This is a genomic window from Verrucomicrobiota bacterium (assembly GCA_016200005.1).
GTDB lineage: Bacteria > Verrucomicrobiota > Verrucomicrobiia > Limisphaerales > PALSA-1396 > PALSA-1396.
The window spans coordinates 22,421-38,136 of sequence record JACQFP010000050.1; the positions used below are offsets into that span (position 1 = coordinate 22,421).

Sequence of the window (15,716 nt, forward strand, 5' to 3'; positions counted from 1 at the left end):
TCATCCGCCCGTTTCTCGCCACGGGCAACCTCATTCTCGCTCCTTCCTCTGTTGCGCGCGCCGCTTCGCTTCGAGCAAACGACTGGTTGTGCTGGTCCGCTCTTCCGGCGTTTCCAGCATCGTTTCGCCCGCCGAGTGTTCCTCGATCTTTTCGGTCGAGGTTTGCTCCCCGGCCGCCGGGAGGCTCACGGGCTTTTGCGGCTGGAACAACTCCGCTTTGACTTGAACCGCTGGCGCCGTTTGTGTCGAGCGCACCTGTTCACGTCGCGCCAGCAAAGCCGCCAGTGACTCGTCCGCCTCGGGCGTCCTGGGAACCCCGTGCCAGAAAAAGAGCCAGCGACGCAAAGTCCGTGTGGCGCGCAGCCACTCCTCCCGGTCGATTTGAATCCGCCGCAGCGCCACATCGAGCGGGAACAAAATCACTGCCAGCTTCAGGAGCCATTCCCACAAATCGCGCGGCTGAAAAGTCTTTTGCCGGTCGTGCAAAAAGGGATTCTCGGTGAGGTTGGCGGGATTCAGCGCCTTGCCGCCGCCGCTCTCAGCCAGGCGCCGCAACAGATTCAAGTTCGGCTCCGGCGCATTGAACTCCGGCGAATAATTCACACTGGCGCCCACCACCTGCGACCCGCGCAATTGCCCCTCCTTCAAGTCCATGAGATTGAGCAGATACGCCCCCACTTCCCGCGTCGGGAAACGCGCCTCGTAATGACCCGGCCCGGTTTGTTCGAGTTTTACCGTCTGCCGCTCGCCTTTCGGACTGACCACCACCGTCTGCAAATTCAAAAAGTTCCGGTAGTCGCCTTTTTCGTCCACGGCTTCGACGCTGATGTGGCCCTCGCCTTTTTCAACGGACACTTCCGTTGTGAAGTCCGCATTCTCCAGCCGCCGCAAATTCCATTGCGCAATCTGCGACCAGAACTGTCGATACTTCTCCCACCCCAACCAGTTCTTGGCCCACTTTGCTTTCGCGTCTGAGGTAAACGCCGCCGCGCGCCCTAATCCGTACTGCCAATGCGCCAGCAGTGGGTCACCCTTGTCCGTCAACAACGGCACTTCCGCGCGCGGTTTGGGTGTCGTCGCCACATACCCGAGCAAGCGGGGATATTCATCCGCGCCGATGCCCCGCACCAGTTCGCTCGCCGCCGCGTATTGCGGCTTGAATGGTTCTTCAAAGATCGCCGACTTCAAAATCACCGCTGCTTCCTTGATGAAAATCTGCGGCAGGTCGTTCGGCGAAGTGACATTGTAGAAGCGCCCGTGCCCCTGATCGGCGATGGCGATCATGGTGTCCGGGCCTGCGTGACCGGCGATCAACACCGTGCTCACCGTGATCCGGTCGCCGACGATCGCCTGCATCAATTCCTTCGATGGCGCGTTGGGATCGCCGTCGCTGAAGACGATCATGTGTTTGAGATTGGCCGTCGATTTTCTCAAACCTTCATGCGCCATCGCCATCACTCCTTGAAACGACGGCAAATCGCCTTGATTCATTCCGGCAATTTTTCGTCCCAGTTCCTGTTTGTCGCCCACGGTCGTCATCGGAAACAGCCAGCGCTCCGAGCCATCCCACAACACCACGCCCATTTCGTCCTGCGGCCCAAGGGCATTCAATGCGCCGATTGCCGTATCGCGCGCCACCTGGTTGCCGTTGTTGAATTCCATCCCGTGCATCACCAGCGCGAGCGCGCCTTTCGGCAAAACCTTCTTGCTGTCCAGTTCCATGTTCACTGGCAGCGTCGCTTCCAGCGGCGTGCCGCGATACCCGCCCGCCGCGTACGTCTGATCTCCGCCCACGCAAACCAGACCCACGCCAAAATCCCGCACGGCGCTCTCCAGCAACTTTTGTGAATCCGCGCCCAAATCCCCGGCCGCCACATTGCTCAGGAAAATCGCGTCGTAACTCTGCATCTCCGCCAGCGTGCTGGGAAAACCGCCCACACTCTTCGCGACGACCTCCAGCCGCGAGGTTTGCAGCGCAGCCACGAGCGGCTTGTCGGTTTCAGGGTCGGCGGAAATCACCAGCACGCGTGGCTCGCCGCGCACGCTCGCAAAGGCGCTGGCGCGATTGTTCTGCGGCAGCGAATCACCCGCCGCTTCCACCCGCACATCGTAACTGTAGAAGCCCGGCTCGGAGAGCACCTGCGGAAACGTGAACAGATTTTTGCCCGCGGAAAGCTCGACCTTTTGTTCGCCTAGATATTGTTCGTTGCGATACAACCGCACCGTCGCCGACTGCGGTAGATCGGACTGCACAAAAATCTTGGCCTCGAATGCCTGCCCCTTCTTGATTTTAGGCGGCACGCTCAATTTCTGCACGGCCACATCGTTGCTGCGCGCGATGCCCAGCGGCACGACATCCACCGTTACGCCCAGCGGTTTGGCCGCCAGCACCGCCGCCAGCGCGTCACCGATGTTTTCATTACCGTCCGACAACACCACGAGCCGCTTCTGGCCCGTTTCCGGGAATGCCGCCGTGCCCAGGCGGATCGATGCCGCCAGGTCCGTCCGTTCCGTGCCCACGACCGCCTGGATTTTCTGCACATCCAGCGCGGCGTTGGGCATCGACTCGATGTTCGCCTCGGTGCCAAACACGATCACGCCCGCCTTGTCCACGGATTTCTTTTGAGTTGCGATTTTGTTGACATACAACCGCGCCGCCTCCTGTTGCGGGGAAGGAATGCTGTCCGAGCGGTCGAGAATGAAGAAAGCGTTCATGCCTTCCAACGGCCGCAGCCATTGCAACCCGGCCAGTGCGAAAATCACGGCCAGAACGATCAACAGCCGCATGGCCAAAACCATCCGGCGACGCCACGCGCTGAGTTGCGCGTCGGACTTCCATCCCAGCCAGAACACCCACGGCGCCGCCGCCAACAGCGTCAGCAACCACCAGGGATTTGTGAATTGGAAATTCATTCTGATTTCGTAGCCGCCGACGTGAGGAGGCGGTCAGACTTTTCTCGGGCCATGGCAATCGCCGAAATTCCCAACCGCCTTCTAACGTCGGCGGCTACAGTCGCGCGTCGGAAAAATTTCTGCACCCGATGATTTCCCGCGTCCGCCACGTAAAGGTTTCCACGGGAATCCAGCGCAATTGCCCACGGATTGCTGAATTCACCCGGTGCGCTTCCCGGCCTACCTAGAATTTCCACCGGCCGATCGTGCGCATCGAAAACCTGGATGCGACTGTTCCCGAACTCGCAGACAAATTGATTTCCAGCCGCGTCCACGCGGACATCGTAGGGATAACTCAATTCGCCCTTCCCGCTGCCCGCCCGGCCGTAACTGCGCAGCCATTTTCCGTCTGGCGAAAAAATCTGGATGCGATGGTTACACGAATCCGCGAGATAAATCCGGTCGTCTGGTCCGATGCCCAACCCTTCGGGCCGATTGAACTCACCGTTGCCCGTCCCGGCTTGCCCGAAGCTGCCCAGCCATTCCACTGGAGTCGGCGATGTGTTCTCCCTGTCCTGGGGGAGAGAGACAGGTTGAGACTTCCCTGAAAAAGAATTTCGCGCGCTGACCCCATGAACCCACCCCTCGCCCCTCCCAGGAGGGGAGCGGCGCAATGTTGGATGGTTCCCCTCCTGGGAGGGGTCAGGGGTGGGCTGGTTCGTGGCAGGCTCAAGGTGAGGGCGAGCGTTTTCTTCTAATTTCTGACCTCCGCCCTCCGCCCTCTGCAGTCGAAACCGCTGCACCCGATCCACCACGGTATATTCGCTGACAAGAATTTCACCCCGCGAATTGACCGCGACCGAGCGCGGCAACGTAAACTGGCCCTCGTTTGTGCCGTGCGTTCCCCATTGCGCCACGAGTTTGCCGTCCGGCGAAAAATGGTTGATGCGCTGGTAATGCGGCTCGACGACGATGATGTTCCCGTCGCGATCGCAGCCCATGCCCTTCGGCTTGCCCAAATCCGTCTGTGGCATCTGCCACGACAGGATGAACTTGCCGTCCGGCGAAAATTTCTGCACGCGTCCGGTCATATCGACGACGTAGAGATTGTCCTGCTTGTCCACCGCCACCGAGCGTGGTTTGTTGAACTGCCCGACGCCTACGCCGCGCGAGCCGATGATTTGCACACGCTCGAAATATTTGCTCTGCAACGTGGACTCATTCTTTGATGCTGACGGAGTGCAACCCAGACAAAAGCACCAAGCACCAAGCAACAACATCCAGGGAAACTTCAAATACCAAACACCAAGGGATGCCGCCACCCTTAGGGTTTGAAACTTGGAGCTTGGAACTTCTCTGGTGCTTGGATGTTGGTGCTTGGAGCTTTCTTGGATGTCGGATGTTCGCCTTGTGATCCGAGTTACTGCGTGCCAGATCAACAACGGTGCCATTGCCAGCCCGAGCAGCGTCAGACATAGCGCATTGACCTGCGCATTGTGTCCGTAATGAAGCAGATTGAAAATCCGCAGCGCCAGCGTCTCGCTACCAGGCGGATAAACCAAAATCATCGACTCCACATCCCACAGGCACAACAGATAAACCACATACCACGCTGCGAGAACCTGCGGCGCAATTTGCGGCCAAAGCACATGCCGCATCATCTGCCAACGCGTCGCGCCTTCCAGTATCGCCGCGTCCGTCAAATCGCGATCCACCGTCCGTACCGCCTGCCGGGCACCGCTCCACCCCAGCGCGAAGTAGCGAATGCCAAACGCCAGCACGACAATTCCCACGCTCTGATAGAATGCCGTCAGCACCCCGTTATTGAACAAGTGAATCAACGCGATCCCGAGCAGTACGCCGGGAATGAGGAACGGCAACCAGACAAGACCCAAACGCAGAGACACGAAGAACGCAGAGGAAGCGCCGAGAAGGGAGTTCTCTCTGCGACCCTCTGCGTTCTCCGCGTCTCTGCGTTGAGAATGACTTGTTGCGACCATCAGCGCCACGGCAATCACCACGGTGGCCGCCAGCGCTGCGAACCAGAACGAATTCCTGATCGCGTCCGTTCCCGCCATTACCGCGCCGCCAAGCTCCGTCCAAGTTCGTCGCGCTGACGCGATCTCCGCGATTGGCAACCCAACCGAGACAGCGCAAAGCGCAAACGAAAATGTGCCGCAAGCCCAGGACCAGCCGGCACCAAGTTGTCGCTTGAAAATTCTTGCAGGCACCGTGCCCTGTAACCGCGGCCACTCGACCTCGCGTCGCCGGAGCAACGCCAGCAAGACTATTGGCGCCATGACGAGCGGCAGACTCGCCTTCAACGCGCCCGCCGTGTCGAACGCCGTGTTGAAGCGAATCCAGATCTCGTCAGGCAAAACCTTCGTCTGCAGAATGGCGGGCACGGCAAAGTTGTTCAGCGCCAGAACGAACGTCAGGACCGCCGCCAACGCCACTTCGCCGCGCGCCACTGGCAGCAGCAATCCGTGCAGCAACGCCCAACCCGTGACAGCGGGATCAGCTTCCAACTGCGCCGCTTCCAGTCGCCGCCAGCCGCTCAACACCAGCAGCGTCGCGACCGGCCACAACATCAGCGACAGAACCCACACCGACCCGGCCAGCGAATAGATTTTGAATGGAAACCATCCTTGCCAGACACCGGCTTCACCCAGCAAATCCAGCCAGCAATTCGTGACCAAGAACGGCGGTAGCGCCAACGCCACGACCGCCAGCGCAAGAAACACATTTCGCCAACGCGCCGCCAACGTCGCCAGCCAGAGTGCTGCGACGAAGCCAAGGCCCGCCGCCAGCGCCGTTGTTGTTCCGGCGACCAGCAGACTGTTTTGGAGCAAAGGCCAGTTCACCTTAGAAAAATCTCGTTCAGTTGTTTGGTCGTTGTTTCCAAATCGCGCAGCAGCAAATCCCAATCAGGTTGCAACGCGGGCGATTCAATCTCTCCGTAGGAGACGACGTGAGGAGTCTCTGATCTCTTTTCAGTTTGAGACTCGTCACCTCGTCTCCTACCAGCCTCAGTGCTTTCGAGGGCGTGCGCGGCGACGAGTTGTCCCACGACATCGCGGCGTTGCAGGAATTGGAAAAGCTTTTCCGCGTTGTTCGGATGCGGCGCATTTCGAACCACGGCCACGGTGTTCGGAATCAGCAATACTTCTCCCGTCAGCGGCAAGGCAAGGATGGGAGCGCCTTCCCGTTGCTCGGCGGCGATGTCGTCGGAATCCGTCAACCCAATCCACCCCTCGCCGCGGGCGACGAGTTTTACGACGACGGAATTGCCGTCCACGATAAACGGTTTGTTTGCCGCGAGGGCGCGACACCACGCGAGCCACCGCTCCTCGCCCCAAAGCTGTCGCAGCGCATGGAAGTGCGTGGTCGTCGTGCCGAATTGGGGGAAGGCCAGGGCAACTTTGCCGCGCCAGGTTTCGTTGGTGAGTTCGAGCAAGGATTGGGGAGCACGCGCGCCCTCGCGCGTTCTGGCGGACGCCCCGTCCACCAGCGGAATGACGTGGTTCGCCGATTGATTTGTTTCGGTCGCACCCGTCGCGAAGGTTTCGCGCGGGGCCCGCGAAACTGCGCCCGAGGCGGGCGCGCTCTCCAACGAAACAAAGTTGGTGTTGATCACAATCCGGCGGCTGCGATAGCCGAACGCAGCCCAACCGTTGGTTTCGCGGAACACGCCTTGCGCGGCGAGTTGGCGTGTGCGCATCTCCTCATTGCCCCAGAACACGTCGCACTGTGGATGGCTCCGCTCGGCGAGCAGCCGATTCGCGAGCCCGACGGTCTTCACCGCTTCACTGTCGTAAATCGCGCGGACGTTGATGCCGGTTTCCTTCTCGAACTCGCGCAGAATCGGCTCGGCATAGACTTGATCTTGGGCGGCGTAAACGATGACTCGATTTTTGGCTTTCGCTTTGGCCTTTGAAAGCGCCGGGAGAAGTAGCGCTGCTAGAATTCCTATTACAAGAACCGGGAGCAGTCCGGTCATGGGACCATAGATCAGCATGTCACGAAACCAATGGTCCTTTTCTTTCGGCGGTTCGCTCATTAAACCGTCCTCCGATGGTAATACCACCACTCGAACAGCAGCACGAGCAGAGCGAGCGCGGCTATCGTCCGCCACAACTCCATGTTAGCGCGCTGCAATGTCGTCGCGCTCACTTTTGCGTATTGGCCGAACTGTAATTCGTCGCGCGGCTTGATGTTGCTCTCCGCCGCGTCGAGCAGGTTCACGCAAAAGACGGTTTCATTCGTGTCGGTGCGCAACCGATAGGTCCCTTGCTTGAACGTGTCGCCAAAAACAATCTCCTTCGCGCCTGTGTCCACGGTCAGCGATTTCGTCGAGCCATCAGGCAGCGTGACAACCGCGCTCGTCACGGGCTGAGGCAAACTGAGCCGGAACGGGTCGCTGGCCTTGACCATGAGCTGGCTGCTCTTCGTGCTCGCAGGGTTCAGCCATTCCACCGCGTTGGCGATGAAAATGGGAAACGAGACGCGCAACGGCCACGTGCTCTGGAGCGTGTCGAACCCGATCCACAAGATGCGCTGCCGTCCCAACTCACCCGCCAGCAGCAACGGCGTTTGCGGCGCGTCCACCAGCGACACGGCCCAGGTGGGTGACTTCGTGGCGAGACTTTCTGCGATCTGCACGTTATCGAAGCTGACGTAGCGGAGCAGTGGATGCGCGGATTTCCAGTCCACAATCGCAGGCCCCTCCACCTTGGTGACGCTGTCAAACCAGTTCGTGTTTGAGACGTGAATCGCCAGCACGTTGCCTTTCGGCCAGAACGCCGGCGTCACGTCGTCAAGCACCACGAGATCGAATCCGGCGGCGGCATCGATCAAATCGTTCGCCGTTGTGAGTTGCACGTTCGCCGTCGCGCCAAACGCTTTCTCAAGAAACCGATTCCCGCGCGTTACCAGCAACACCTTCACTGGTTGCGGGAGCAAGCTGACGATGGACGCCTGGTTGTCCGCCACCAGATCATCTTTGGCGGTCACTCGCACGGTGAACACGCCGTCTTTCGATTGCGACGCGAGAAAAACCTGCGGCGAAGTTTCTGCCGGCGGAATCGAGAGCGGGCGGCTCTCCAACAATTGATCGCCGAACCGCAACTCCAATTCCGTCTGCATTGCGTTGGTTGAAAAGTTGACCAGGCTCGCATAAATGGCGCGTTGTTTGGGGTCTTCGGGATTCGCGCGCACGTCGAGCGTCGTGACGCCGAGATTGTTCGCGCCCTTGCCGACGCGGTGATAGATGAGCGGCAGGGCTTTGTTCTCAAACTCGCTCAAGTCCGAAACCGCACCGTCGCTGAAGAGATGAATCTCCGCGCTGCCTCGGTCGCGCACGAGCGACTCGGCCATCTTGAGCGCCGGCACGAGACGCGTCGGAGAATCGACGGCGGCGCACGATTGCAAGGCGCGACGCAGAGCTGCTTTTTCGCTGGTTTCGGATTGTTTGACCTCGGTGTTGGCCGCGACTTGCAACACGACCATCTTGTCGTTGTCCGCCAAAGCGTCCACCCACTTGAGTGCCTCGGTGCGCGCCTTTTCAAACCGCGACGGCGTTTCATCGGTGCTTTGCATCGACGCCGACGCATCGAGAATGACCACGCGCAACTGACTGCTCTTGGCCTTCGTGGCAAAGTACGGTCGCGAGAGCGCAAGCACGGCGAGCAGCAACAAAAGGATTTGCAGAATCAGCAGCCAGTTGTGACGGAGTCTTTGAAACGGCGCGCTGGCTTGCGTCTCCGCCAGAAACTTTTGCCACAGCACCGTGCTCGAAACCAATTTCACGACCCGCTTGCGCTTGAGCAGGTAGAAAACGATTACCACCGGGATGGCGGCAGCAAAGGCAAAGGCGACTGGTGCGAGGAAGTTCATCCCCACACCTCCGCTTGGCGGAGTTGTTTCAACAAAAGCTCTTGCAGGTCCATGTTGGAAGGGGCCACGAAGAAGTTGATGCCCCGGCCCTGGCAAAACTCCCGCAGGCGCTGACAAAAGTTTTGCACTGTTTGCTGATACGTTCTCATCCGATAGCGGCCGAACGTGACTTCCTGCATCGCGCCAGTTTCGGCATCAACCAGACGGAGATCGCCAAAACTAGTGGGCGCGAGTTCCTCAGGCGACAGGATTTGAACGGCGTTCACCTGAAATCCGCGCCCCACCAGCGCATTAAGCCCGGCTTCATAACCGGCGGGATCAAGGAAATCAGTGAGCACCACGGCCATGCCTGCCTGTCGCGCTTCCAACGCGCCACGCCGCAGCGACTCGTTGAGATTCGCCGCACCACCGGCGGTAAGTTGACCCAGATTTTGAAAGAATTGCATGGCCGACTTTCTGCCGCGCACAGAACGGAGTGCGCCGCGCGTCGCCAATTCGGGGTTGGATGTTGGATGTTGGATGTTGGATGTTTGCTCCGCATTGGGAAATGGAATCACGCTGACACGATCAAACCCGCACAGCGCCACGTAGCCGACTGCCGCCGCGATCTGCCGGGCGAAATCAAACTTGCGCGGCTCACCGAATGTCATCGATTCGCTGGAGTCGAGAAAAATACGGACGGGCAGTTCGCGTTCCTCCTCGTACAGTTTCAGGAACAGCCGTTCGAGCCGTCCGTAAAGATTCCAGTCGAGGTAACGGAAATCATCACCGGCGACGTAATTGCGGTAATCGGCAAACTCGACCGATTGCCCGCGCGCGCGGCTGCGGCGCTCGCCCTTGGCGCTGCTCTTGGCGCGCCGCGCCGCGAGCAATTGGAATTGCTCAAGGCGGCGCAGGAGTTCGGGGGTCAGGAGGGCGCTAGGCATGGTGGAAAATGGAAATCATCCAACATCCGACATCCAATTGTCGCGCGCCTCTGTCTCTGCGCGCTTCATGCATTCACCGCCACCGCATCCCTCGGCACATCCTTCAAAACCTGATCAATGATGTGGTCGGTGGTGATGCCTTCGGCTTCGGCTTCAAAATTCAGGATGAGCCGATGGCGCAAAGCAGCGGGCGCCATGGTTTGAATGTCTTCGAAGCTGACGTTGAAGCGGCTCTGAGTAAGCGCACGAACTTTGCCGGCGAGCATGAGCGTCTGTCCGCCGCGCGGGCTGCTGCCAAATCGCAGGTATTGATTGGAGATCGGCGCAGCGGTGTCGGTCTTGGGATGCGTGGCCAGAATCAAGCGGACGGCGTAATCCTTGACGTGTGACGCCACGGGAACTTCGCGGACAAGCTTTTGCAATTCCAACAGGCCGGCGGCGTCGAGCACTTTGTTGACTTGAGGTTTCGCGCCTTCGGTTGTGCGGTTGAGCACCTCGGTCAGTTCATCAGCGGAGGGATACCCGACAATCAATTTGAAAAAGAAACGGTCCAGTTGCGCTTCGGGCAACGGGTACGTTCCTTCCTGGTCGATGGGATTCTGCGTGGCGAGGACGAAGAACAGTTCGCCCAGTTTGCGGATTTCACCGGCGGCGGTGACCTGGTGTTCCTGCATCGCTTCGAGCAAGGCGGATTGCGTCTTGGGCGTGGCACGATTGATTTCGTCAGCGAGAATGAGGTTGGCGAAGATCGGTCCTTTCTGAAATTGAAACTCGCGGCGGCCATCGGGTGCTTCCATAACGAGGTTCGTTCCGAGAATGTCGGCGGGCATGAGGTCGGGCGTGAACTGGATGCGATTGAACGGCAGGTCGAGCACTTCACTAAGTGTGCGGACAAGAAGCGTCTTGCCGAGACCGGGCACGCCCTCAAGCAACACGTGGCCGCCGGAGAGCAGGGCGATCAACGTGCCCTCGACAATGGCTTCATGACCGACGATGACTTTGCCGATCTCGGCGCGGAGCGCGGCGTAGGTTTCGCGGAAGGATTGGATTTGGGATTCAGTACTCATAATTATTCAAAACCGCAGATGGACGCAAATCAACGCAGATAAAATACCGAAACATCGGAAACAATAAGTACCGCACTCCAGTTTCTGATCAATGCAGATTACGGTCTCTTTTTCCTTCCTATCTGCGTGTATCTGCGCCCATCTGCGGTCAAATCATTTCTTCAGATCATCAAAATAATCCCGCACCGCGCCTTGATAGGCGCGCGGCACCTGGTCTTGATTGAGCGCGCTCTGGGCCTCGGTCTGGGCGGCGGTTGCGGCTTCTTCGTAAGCGACTTTGCTCGTGCCTTTGACGCTGACGCCTTTTAAGGTGATGCTTGGCATCGGACCGCCGGGTGTGATCTGGCCTTTGACCTTGGTCGGCACGAGCGCGTCGCTCAATTGGCCGTCGCCCCGATCTGTTTGTCCGCGCGGATCCTGGTCCGGACGTTTCAAACCGGAGTTGTCCCAGCGATCCGTCAATTCAGGATATTGAATCCAATCGGAACTATTATCGTCCGCCCAGGTGCCGACGCCGCTGCCCGGTTTGCCACCTTTGCCGAGGCCGGGTTTATTGCATTGTCCCCAGCTCTTACAATTACCGACGCACATCTGGGCGATCTTCAAATTCTCCAACGCGGCCATCAGCGATTGGGCATCGCCCATTTCGTCCATAAGCCTTTGCAATTCTTTGGCGGCATCAGCCAGCGATTGCGCGGCATCGCTCTTTTGGCCCTGCTGTAATTGTTTGCCGGCCTGTTTTAGAAAATCGCCGACCTTGGCGTATTGACTGCCGGGTTTGATTGCTTTGGACACTTCGTCCATGATTTTCTTGAGCTGTTCCGGCGAAAGATCGGCGGCCTTCAACTGATCAATCATTTTCTTGAGCGTGGATTGCGCCATCGTCGCTTGACCTTTCTCCAACTGTTCAGCGAGGTCTTTGCCCATCTGGGCCAGCTCCATCTGGAGTTGCTGCAACGCCTTGGCCATCGCCTGCATTTTTTCCAGATCAATCTCCGCCGTCTTCAAATCTTTCAGGAACTGGTCGATCTGGCCGGCTTCCAGCGCTTTGATGGCTTCGTCGAGATTCGGCAGCGAGAGGCCGAGGTCTTGGGCTTTCTTGGCGAGGTCCGCGAGCGACTTGGCGATCTGCTCTTTGACCGCCTTGCTGGCCGCCGAATCCTTGCCCGGTAAGCCGGCGGCGGCCCGCTCAAGCTTTTGCAAATCGTTTTTCAACTTGTCCATTGCTTCGGGATTCGCCGACTTGTCACCAAGCGATTTTTGCATGTTGTCGATCTGCTTCTGCAAATCGGCGGAGGTGGGAGAACTTTGTCCGCTCGGTGTGCGCGCCGCCTGCTCCAATCGCTGGATGGCCGGGTCTTTGCCGAGTTCCTTGGTCTGGTCTTTGAGTTTCTCCGTGACACTCGCAAGATCGCGCAACGCGTCTGACCGCGTGAGCTTGGCCTTGGTCATTTGATCGCCCAGTTCCTTTACGGAAGCGAGCGATTTCTGAGTTGTTTCCAAAAGCGGCTTGCGGCCTTCCAGACTTCGCTTGGTGAATTCAGAAAGTTGTTTGCCGGTATCCCGGATGATTTCCGCTTCGCGCTGCGCTTGGAGAAAACTCTTGCTGCGGTATTCCGGGACAAATCCCAGTCCAGCCGCCAGTGCCAGGACGAGCAATGCCCAGCGGCTGGCACGCGGGAGATGAAACGGCAGAAACTTTCGCGGGTCGATCTTGCCGGCGAGCCGGGCTGCATCCGCGACCAACAATTCCCGCCACTCGCCCGACGCAGGTTTGGTGTTCAGTTCCCAGGCGGTGCTGAGTCGTTCCTGTAAATGTTGCCGGCCATCGACGAAGCGGGCGGTTTCGATCAACGAAGGTTTCCGCCACCAGCCGAAGACGAATCCAACGAGCATCAAAGTTCCCGCGACCGCCGCGGCTGTGGGCAAGATCACCACGGGAAAGGGAAGTACTTTGAACAGGGCGAGCGCCAGCAACCAAACCAAGCCGCCCGCGAGCAGGCCGCGCCAGAGACCGCGTATCGCCCGTTGCCAACGTTGACGTCGCGCCGCGCGTTTGAGCGTGGTCTCGATGATTTGAAGTTCGCTCATGGCTTTGGCCTAAATTGACGCATATCCTCGAAATTGGCTAGTGAATTAAATCACAAATCAGACAGGCGCGCGCGCTGGCTGTTCAGGGAAATAGACACCGCCAGGCGGGAAACGTTTCACGGCGTAGCGGCTCTCGGCAGAGCGCCGTAGTTCTCAGAAAGTGAATCAGCGGCGCTCTGCCGAGACGCCGCTACGTTACTGCCGCTCATATTCGCCCTTGCCGGTCTTCTTCAGGATGGTGAAGCCGGCTTTTTTGGCGTCGGAGAAGGAGAGCGGCTTGAGTTTGATCGGCGAATTAAAGGTGGAAATGATTTTGCGCACCGGTTTTTTGCAGGCCGGGCAGTGGGTCAACTCCGCTGCGCTCAACGGCCGGCGCAAAGTAAACTTCCCCCCGCAGACTTTACAGTCGCCTTCGCACAGTTCGTATTCGTAAATCGGCATCGTCTTGCTTCAAACATTAGGGTTCACCGCTCAAAGTCAATAGAGTTTGTGCGAGTCGGTGTCCGGGTTGTCTTCCAGAAAAACTTCTTCGTGAGGTTGTTCGGTAAGATGAAAGCGAACAGCCAGCGCCACGAAGACCACATGCACCAGGATCAAGGCGATACCAACCCATTGCTCGAAGGCGATGCCGCCGAGCTTCCCGGACAGAGTTGGCGGGTCGATCCAACGGGAGGAATCTCGGAACACGATGAACAGCGCCGGCGCTGAAACCACGATCCAACCCACCGACAGAAAGGTGAACAGACGCGTGCGCGGTCGGCCATAGAATTTGCGCTTTACCCAGCCGCCATTCGCCACGAATCGATCACCGACTTTCTTGGTTTCGCTCATGCGAGTTTGGTTGACGACCCATTCTATCACAAACCGCTGCTAAACAGCTTTTTTATTTGGAGACGAAAAAGGCAGAGATTGGCGTAACCAATTCCCGGTCTCCTGCGAAATTATGCCCAACTAAATCCTGTGATATTTGCCAATCCCGTCTATTATTGCCGGTATGGCCCTGGTACGGATACTGGTGGATGGCTACAGCCTGTTGCACAACTGGCCGGAGTTGGCGCCGGGCAGACCGCGTCATTCGGCTGCCGCGCGCGAGGCGCTGATTCATCGGCTGATGCTTTATCGCGACGCCATCAGTACGCCGATCACGATTTTTTTTGACGGTGCAAACACCGAACGGCGCAAGGCCGTGAAGCCTTCGCCGTCGGAACTGGAGGTTCTTTATTCCCGCTCCGGTCAGACGGCCGACCAAATGATCGAGCGCGCCGCGCATCGTTTTCGGGAGTTTGGCGAAGTCCTGGCCGTCACCGATGACTACGCCGAGCGGGACACCGTCGCGGCCATGGGCGGCATGACGTCGAGTTGCTTGAACTTCATCCAGAGCGTGGAAAGCACGTTGACCGATATGAAACGGGAGATTAAGAATCACAATATGCACGAGCGAAGTAAATTCAATCGTCGTCACTCCAAATGAACTTGGACCAACACGGCAGACGAAGCCTCGGAAGATGTCGGCGGCTTTCCCAACAGTACGGTCGTGCCGCGGTCATTCTTCTGCTCTTCCTTTGCTTCGGCAACGGCGTTTTCTTGAAGGCGCACGCGGCACCGCAACCGGCACCGCTCGCGTTGTCCTCCAACCGATTTCTATTCGTGGTGGAAACGTCGGCGGCCATGCAGAGCCGCGCACCCGGTGTCTTGCAAATGGTGGTGAAATTGCTTGCGTCCGACTTGAACGGCAACTTGCGGCGAGGCGACACCCTGGGAGTGTGGACCTTCAACGAGGAACTTTATGCCGGGCGTTTTCCGCTGCAAGTGTGGTCGGCGGACCGGCGGCAGATCATCGCCCAACGTGTTACCGAGTTTCTGAGAAAACAGCCATTGGAAAGGAAAACGAACCTCGGCGCAACGCTCACGCAGATATTTCAAGTGATCAAGAATTCCGACAACATTACGGTCATCCTGTTTACGGATGGCGCGGAAAAAATTCAAGGAACGCCGTTCGACGACGAGATCAACGCCGTGTATAAGGAGCAGCAGCGTAACATGCAGAAAGCCGCCATGCCGTTTGTAACCGTACTCCGGGCGCAAGGCGGGCAAATCGTTACTCGTTCGGTTAACTTTGCGCCCTGGCCGGTCGATATCCCCATCGTCCCGACCCCATACGAAGCGGCTCAAATCGCCGCCGCCCAGACGCCGCCAACCAATCCGCCGCCCGCTGCGAGCACGGCAACCAACGCAATTGCGTTGGCCGTGACGGAAAAGAAGCGCGCGTTTGCTGCCGAAAGCAAGGACGAGAAACCATCAGCATCAGCGCCAGTCGCACCTGCAAAAGCCAATGAACCGACACTTGTGAAGACCGAACAGCCAGTCGAACCTCCTCCTCCTGTGAAACCGGACGTGTTGCCTACTGCTGCCGTTCCCAAACCGGTCGCAACTCCTCCGATTGAAACTCCGAAGAAGGAATCCGCCGAGCCGCAACCTTCGCCGAAGCCTGCAGCTCCAGATGCTGCGCCGACGGTCGCGAAATCAGAAACGCCGGTGTCGCCAAATCCCCAGCCTGAAATAAAGCCTGTGCCTGCGCCAACGGCTTCATCCACCGTTGAAGCCACCGAAACCCAATCCACCAACCTGTCGGCTTCGTCTTCACCTCCCGTCCAAACCGCGGTCGCTGTTCCACCGCAATCCTTCTTCAGCGGCAAAAAACTTCTGTTCGCTGCCATTGCCCTTTTGGTGGCGGCGGTGTTTCTGGTGATCTTGCTCGTTCGCCGCGCCCGACCGCAGGAAAAGATCAGCCTGATCACGCGCTCGATGGACCGGGACAAATGGTGATCCGTCACGTTGGCCGATT

Annotated in this window: 11 protein-coding genes; 2 read left to right on the forward strand and 9 right to left on the reverse strand. The window is 58.6% G+C overall.

Annotation, left to right across the window (positions count from 1 at the left end):
- Positions 1-30: 30 nt before the first annotated feature.
- The 9 genes from HY298_18225 to HY298_18265 form a co-directional block, all read right to left on the reverse strand.
- Complete coding sequence (locus tag HY298_18225; protein MBI3852197.1) at positions 31-2,913, reverse strand: VWA domain-containing protein; 2,883 nt, start codon at positions 2,911-2,913, stop codon at positions 31-33.
- Positions 2,910-5,756 carry an ABC transporter permease subunit gene (locus HY298_18230; protein MBI3852198.1) on the reverse strand — a complete coding sequence of 949 codons (2,847 nt, stop codon included), beginning with the start codon at positions 5,754-5,756 and terminating at the stop codon, positions 2,910-2,912. The genes HY298_18225 and HY298_18230 overlap by 4 nt, the downstream gene beginning before the upstream one ends.
- Positions 5,753-6,952, reverse strand: coding sequence for a substrate-binding domain-containing protein (locus HY298_18235; GenBank protein MBI3852199.1), 1,200 nt, complete (start codon positions 6,950-6,952; stop codon positions 5,753-5,755). Before HY298_18235 ends, HY298_18230 begins: the two co-directional genes overlap by 4 nt.
- Positions 6,952-8,787 carry a BatA domain-containing protein gene (locus HY298_18240; GenBank protein ID MBI3852200.1) on the reverse strand — a complete coding sequence of 612 codons (1,836 nt, stop codon included), beginning with the start codon at positions 8,785-8,787 and terminating at the stop codon, positions 6,952-6,954. Before HY298_18240 ends, HY298_18235 begins: the two co-directional genes overlap by 1 nt.
- Positions 8,784-9,713, reverse strand: a complete 930-nt coding sequence (locus tag HY298_18245) for a DUF58 domain-containing protein (protein ID MBI3852201.1) — start codon at positions 9,711-9,713, stop codon at positions 8,784-8,786. Before HY298_18245 ends, HY298_18240 begins: the two co-directional genes overlap by 4 nt.
- A gap of 65 nt (positions 9,714-9,778) precedes the next feature.
- A complete protein-coding gene (locus HY298_18250; protein MBI3852202.1) occupies positions 9,779-10,780 on the reverse strand; it encodes a MoxR family ATPase in 1,002 nt (333 codons plus the stop codon).
- A gap of 153 nt (positions 10,781-10,933) precedes the next feature.
- Positions 10,934-12,871 (reverse strand): hypothetical protein, encoded by a 1,938-nt coding sequence (locus HY298_18255; GenBank protein ID MBI3852203.1) that lies wholly within the window; start codon positions 12,869-12,871, stop codon positions 10,934-10,936.
- A gap of 195 nt (positions 12,872-13,066) precedes the next feature.
- Positions 13,067-13,312: a zinc ribbon domain-containing protein gene (locus tag HY298_18260; protein MBI3852204.1), complete on the reverse strand. Its 246-nt coding sequence runs from the start codon at positions 13,310-13,312 to the stop codon at positions 13,067-13,069.
- A gap of 36 nt (positions 13,313-13,348) precedes the next feature.
- On the reverse strand, positions 13,349-13,702 hold the full coding sequence (locus HY298_18265) for a hypothetical protein (protein MBI3852205.1): 354 nt from the start codon (positions 13,700-13,702) through the stop codon (positions 13,349-13,351).
- A gap of 136 nt (positions 13,703-13,838) precedes the next feature.
- On the opposite strand from HY298_18265, the gene HY298_18270 reads away from it, so the two are divergent.
- Both HY298_18270 and HY298_18275 read left to right on the forward strand, forming a co-directional pair.
- Complete coding sequence (locus tag HY298_18270) at positions 13,839-14,342, forward strand: NYN domain-containing protein (protein MBI3852206.1); 504 nt, start codon at positions 13,839-13,841, stop codon at positions 14,340-14,342.
- Entirely contained in the window at positions 14,339-15,697 is a 1,359-nt protein-coding gene (locus HY298_18275; protein ID MBI3852207.1) for a VWA domain-containing protein, read from the forward strand. The genes HY298_18270 and HY298_18275 overlap by 4 nt, the downstream gene beginning before the upstream one ends.
- The last annotated feature ends 19 nt before the right edge of the window (positions 15,698-15,716 follow it).

Coding starts and splice junctions, on each gene's coding strand:
- HY298_18235 (MBI3852199.1), bottom strand. CDS start 6,952: ATGAGCGAACCGCCGAAAGAAAAGGACCATTGGTTTCGTGACATGCTG.
- HY298_18250 (MBI3852202.1), bottom strand. CDS start 10,780: ATGAGTACTGAATCCCAAATCCAATCCTTCCGCGAAACCTACGCCGCG.
- HY298_18225 (MBI3852197.1), bottom strand. CDS start 2,913: ATGAATTTCCAATTCACAAATCCCTGGTGGTTGCTGACGCTGTTGGCG.
- HY298_18245 (MBI3852201.1), bottom strand. CDS start 9,713: ATGCCTAGCGCCCTCCTGACCCCCGAACTCCTGCGCCGCCTTGAGCAA.
- HY298_18260 (MBI3852204.1), bottom strand. CDS start 13,312: ATGCCGATTTACGAATACGAACTGTGCGAAGGCGACTGTAAAGTCTGC.
- HY298_18255 (MBI3852203.1), bottom strand. CDS start 12,871: ATGAGCGAACTTCAAATCATCGAGACCACGCTCAAACGCGCGGCGCGA.
- HY298_18275 (MBI3852207.1), top strand. CDS start 14,339: ATGAACTTGGACCAACACGGCAGACGAAGCCTCGGAAGATGTCGGCGG.
- HY298_18240 (MBI3852200.1), bottom strand. CDS start 8,787: ATGAACTTCCTCGCACCAGTCGCCTTTGCCTTTGCTGCCGCCATCCCG.
- HY298_18265 (MBI3852205.1), bottom strand. CDS start 13,702: ATGAGCGAAACCAAGAAAGTCGGTGATCGATTCGTGGCGAATGGCGGC.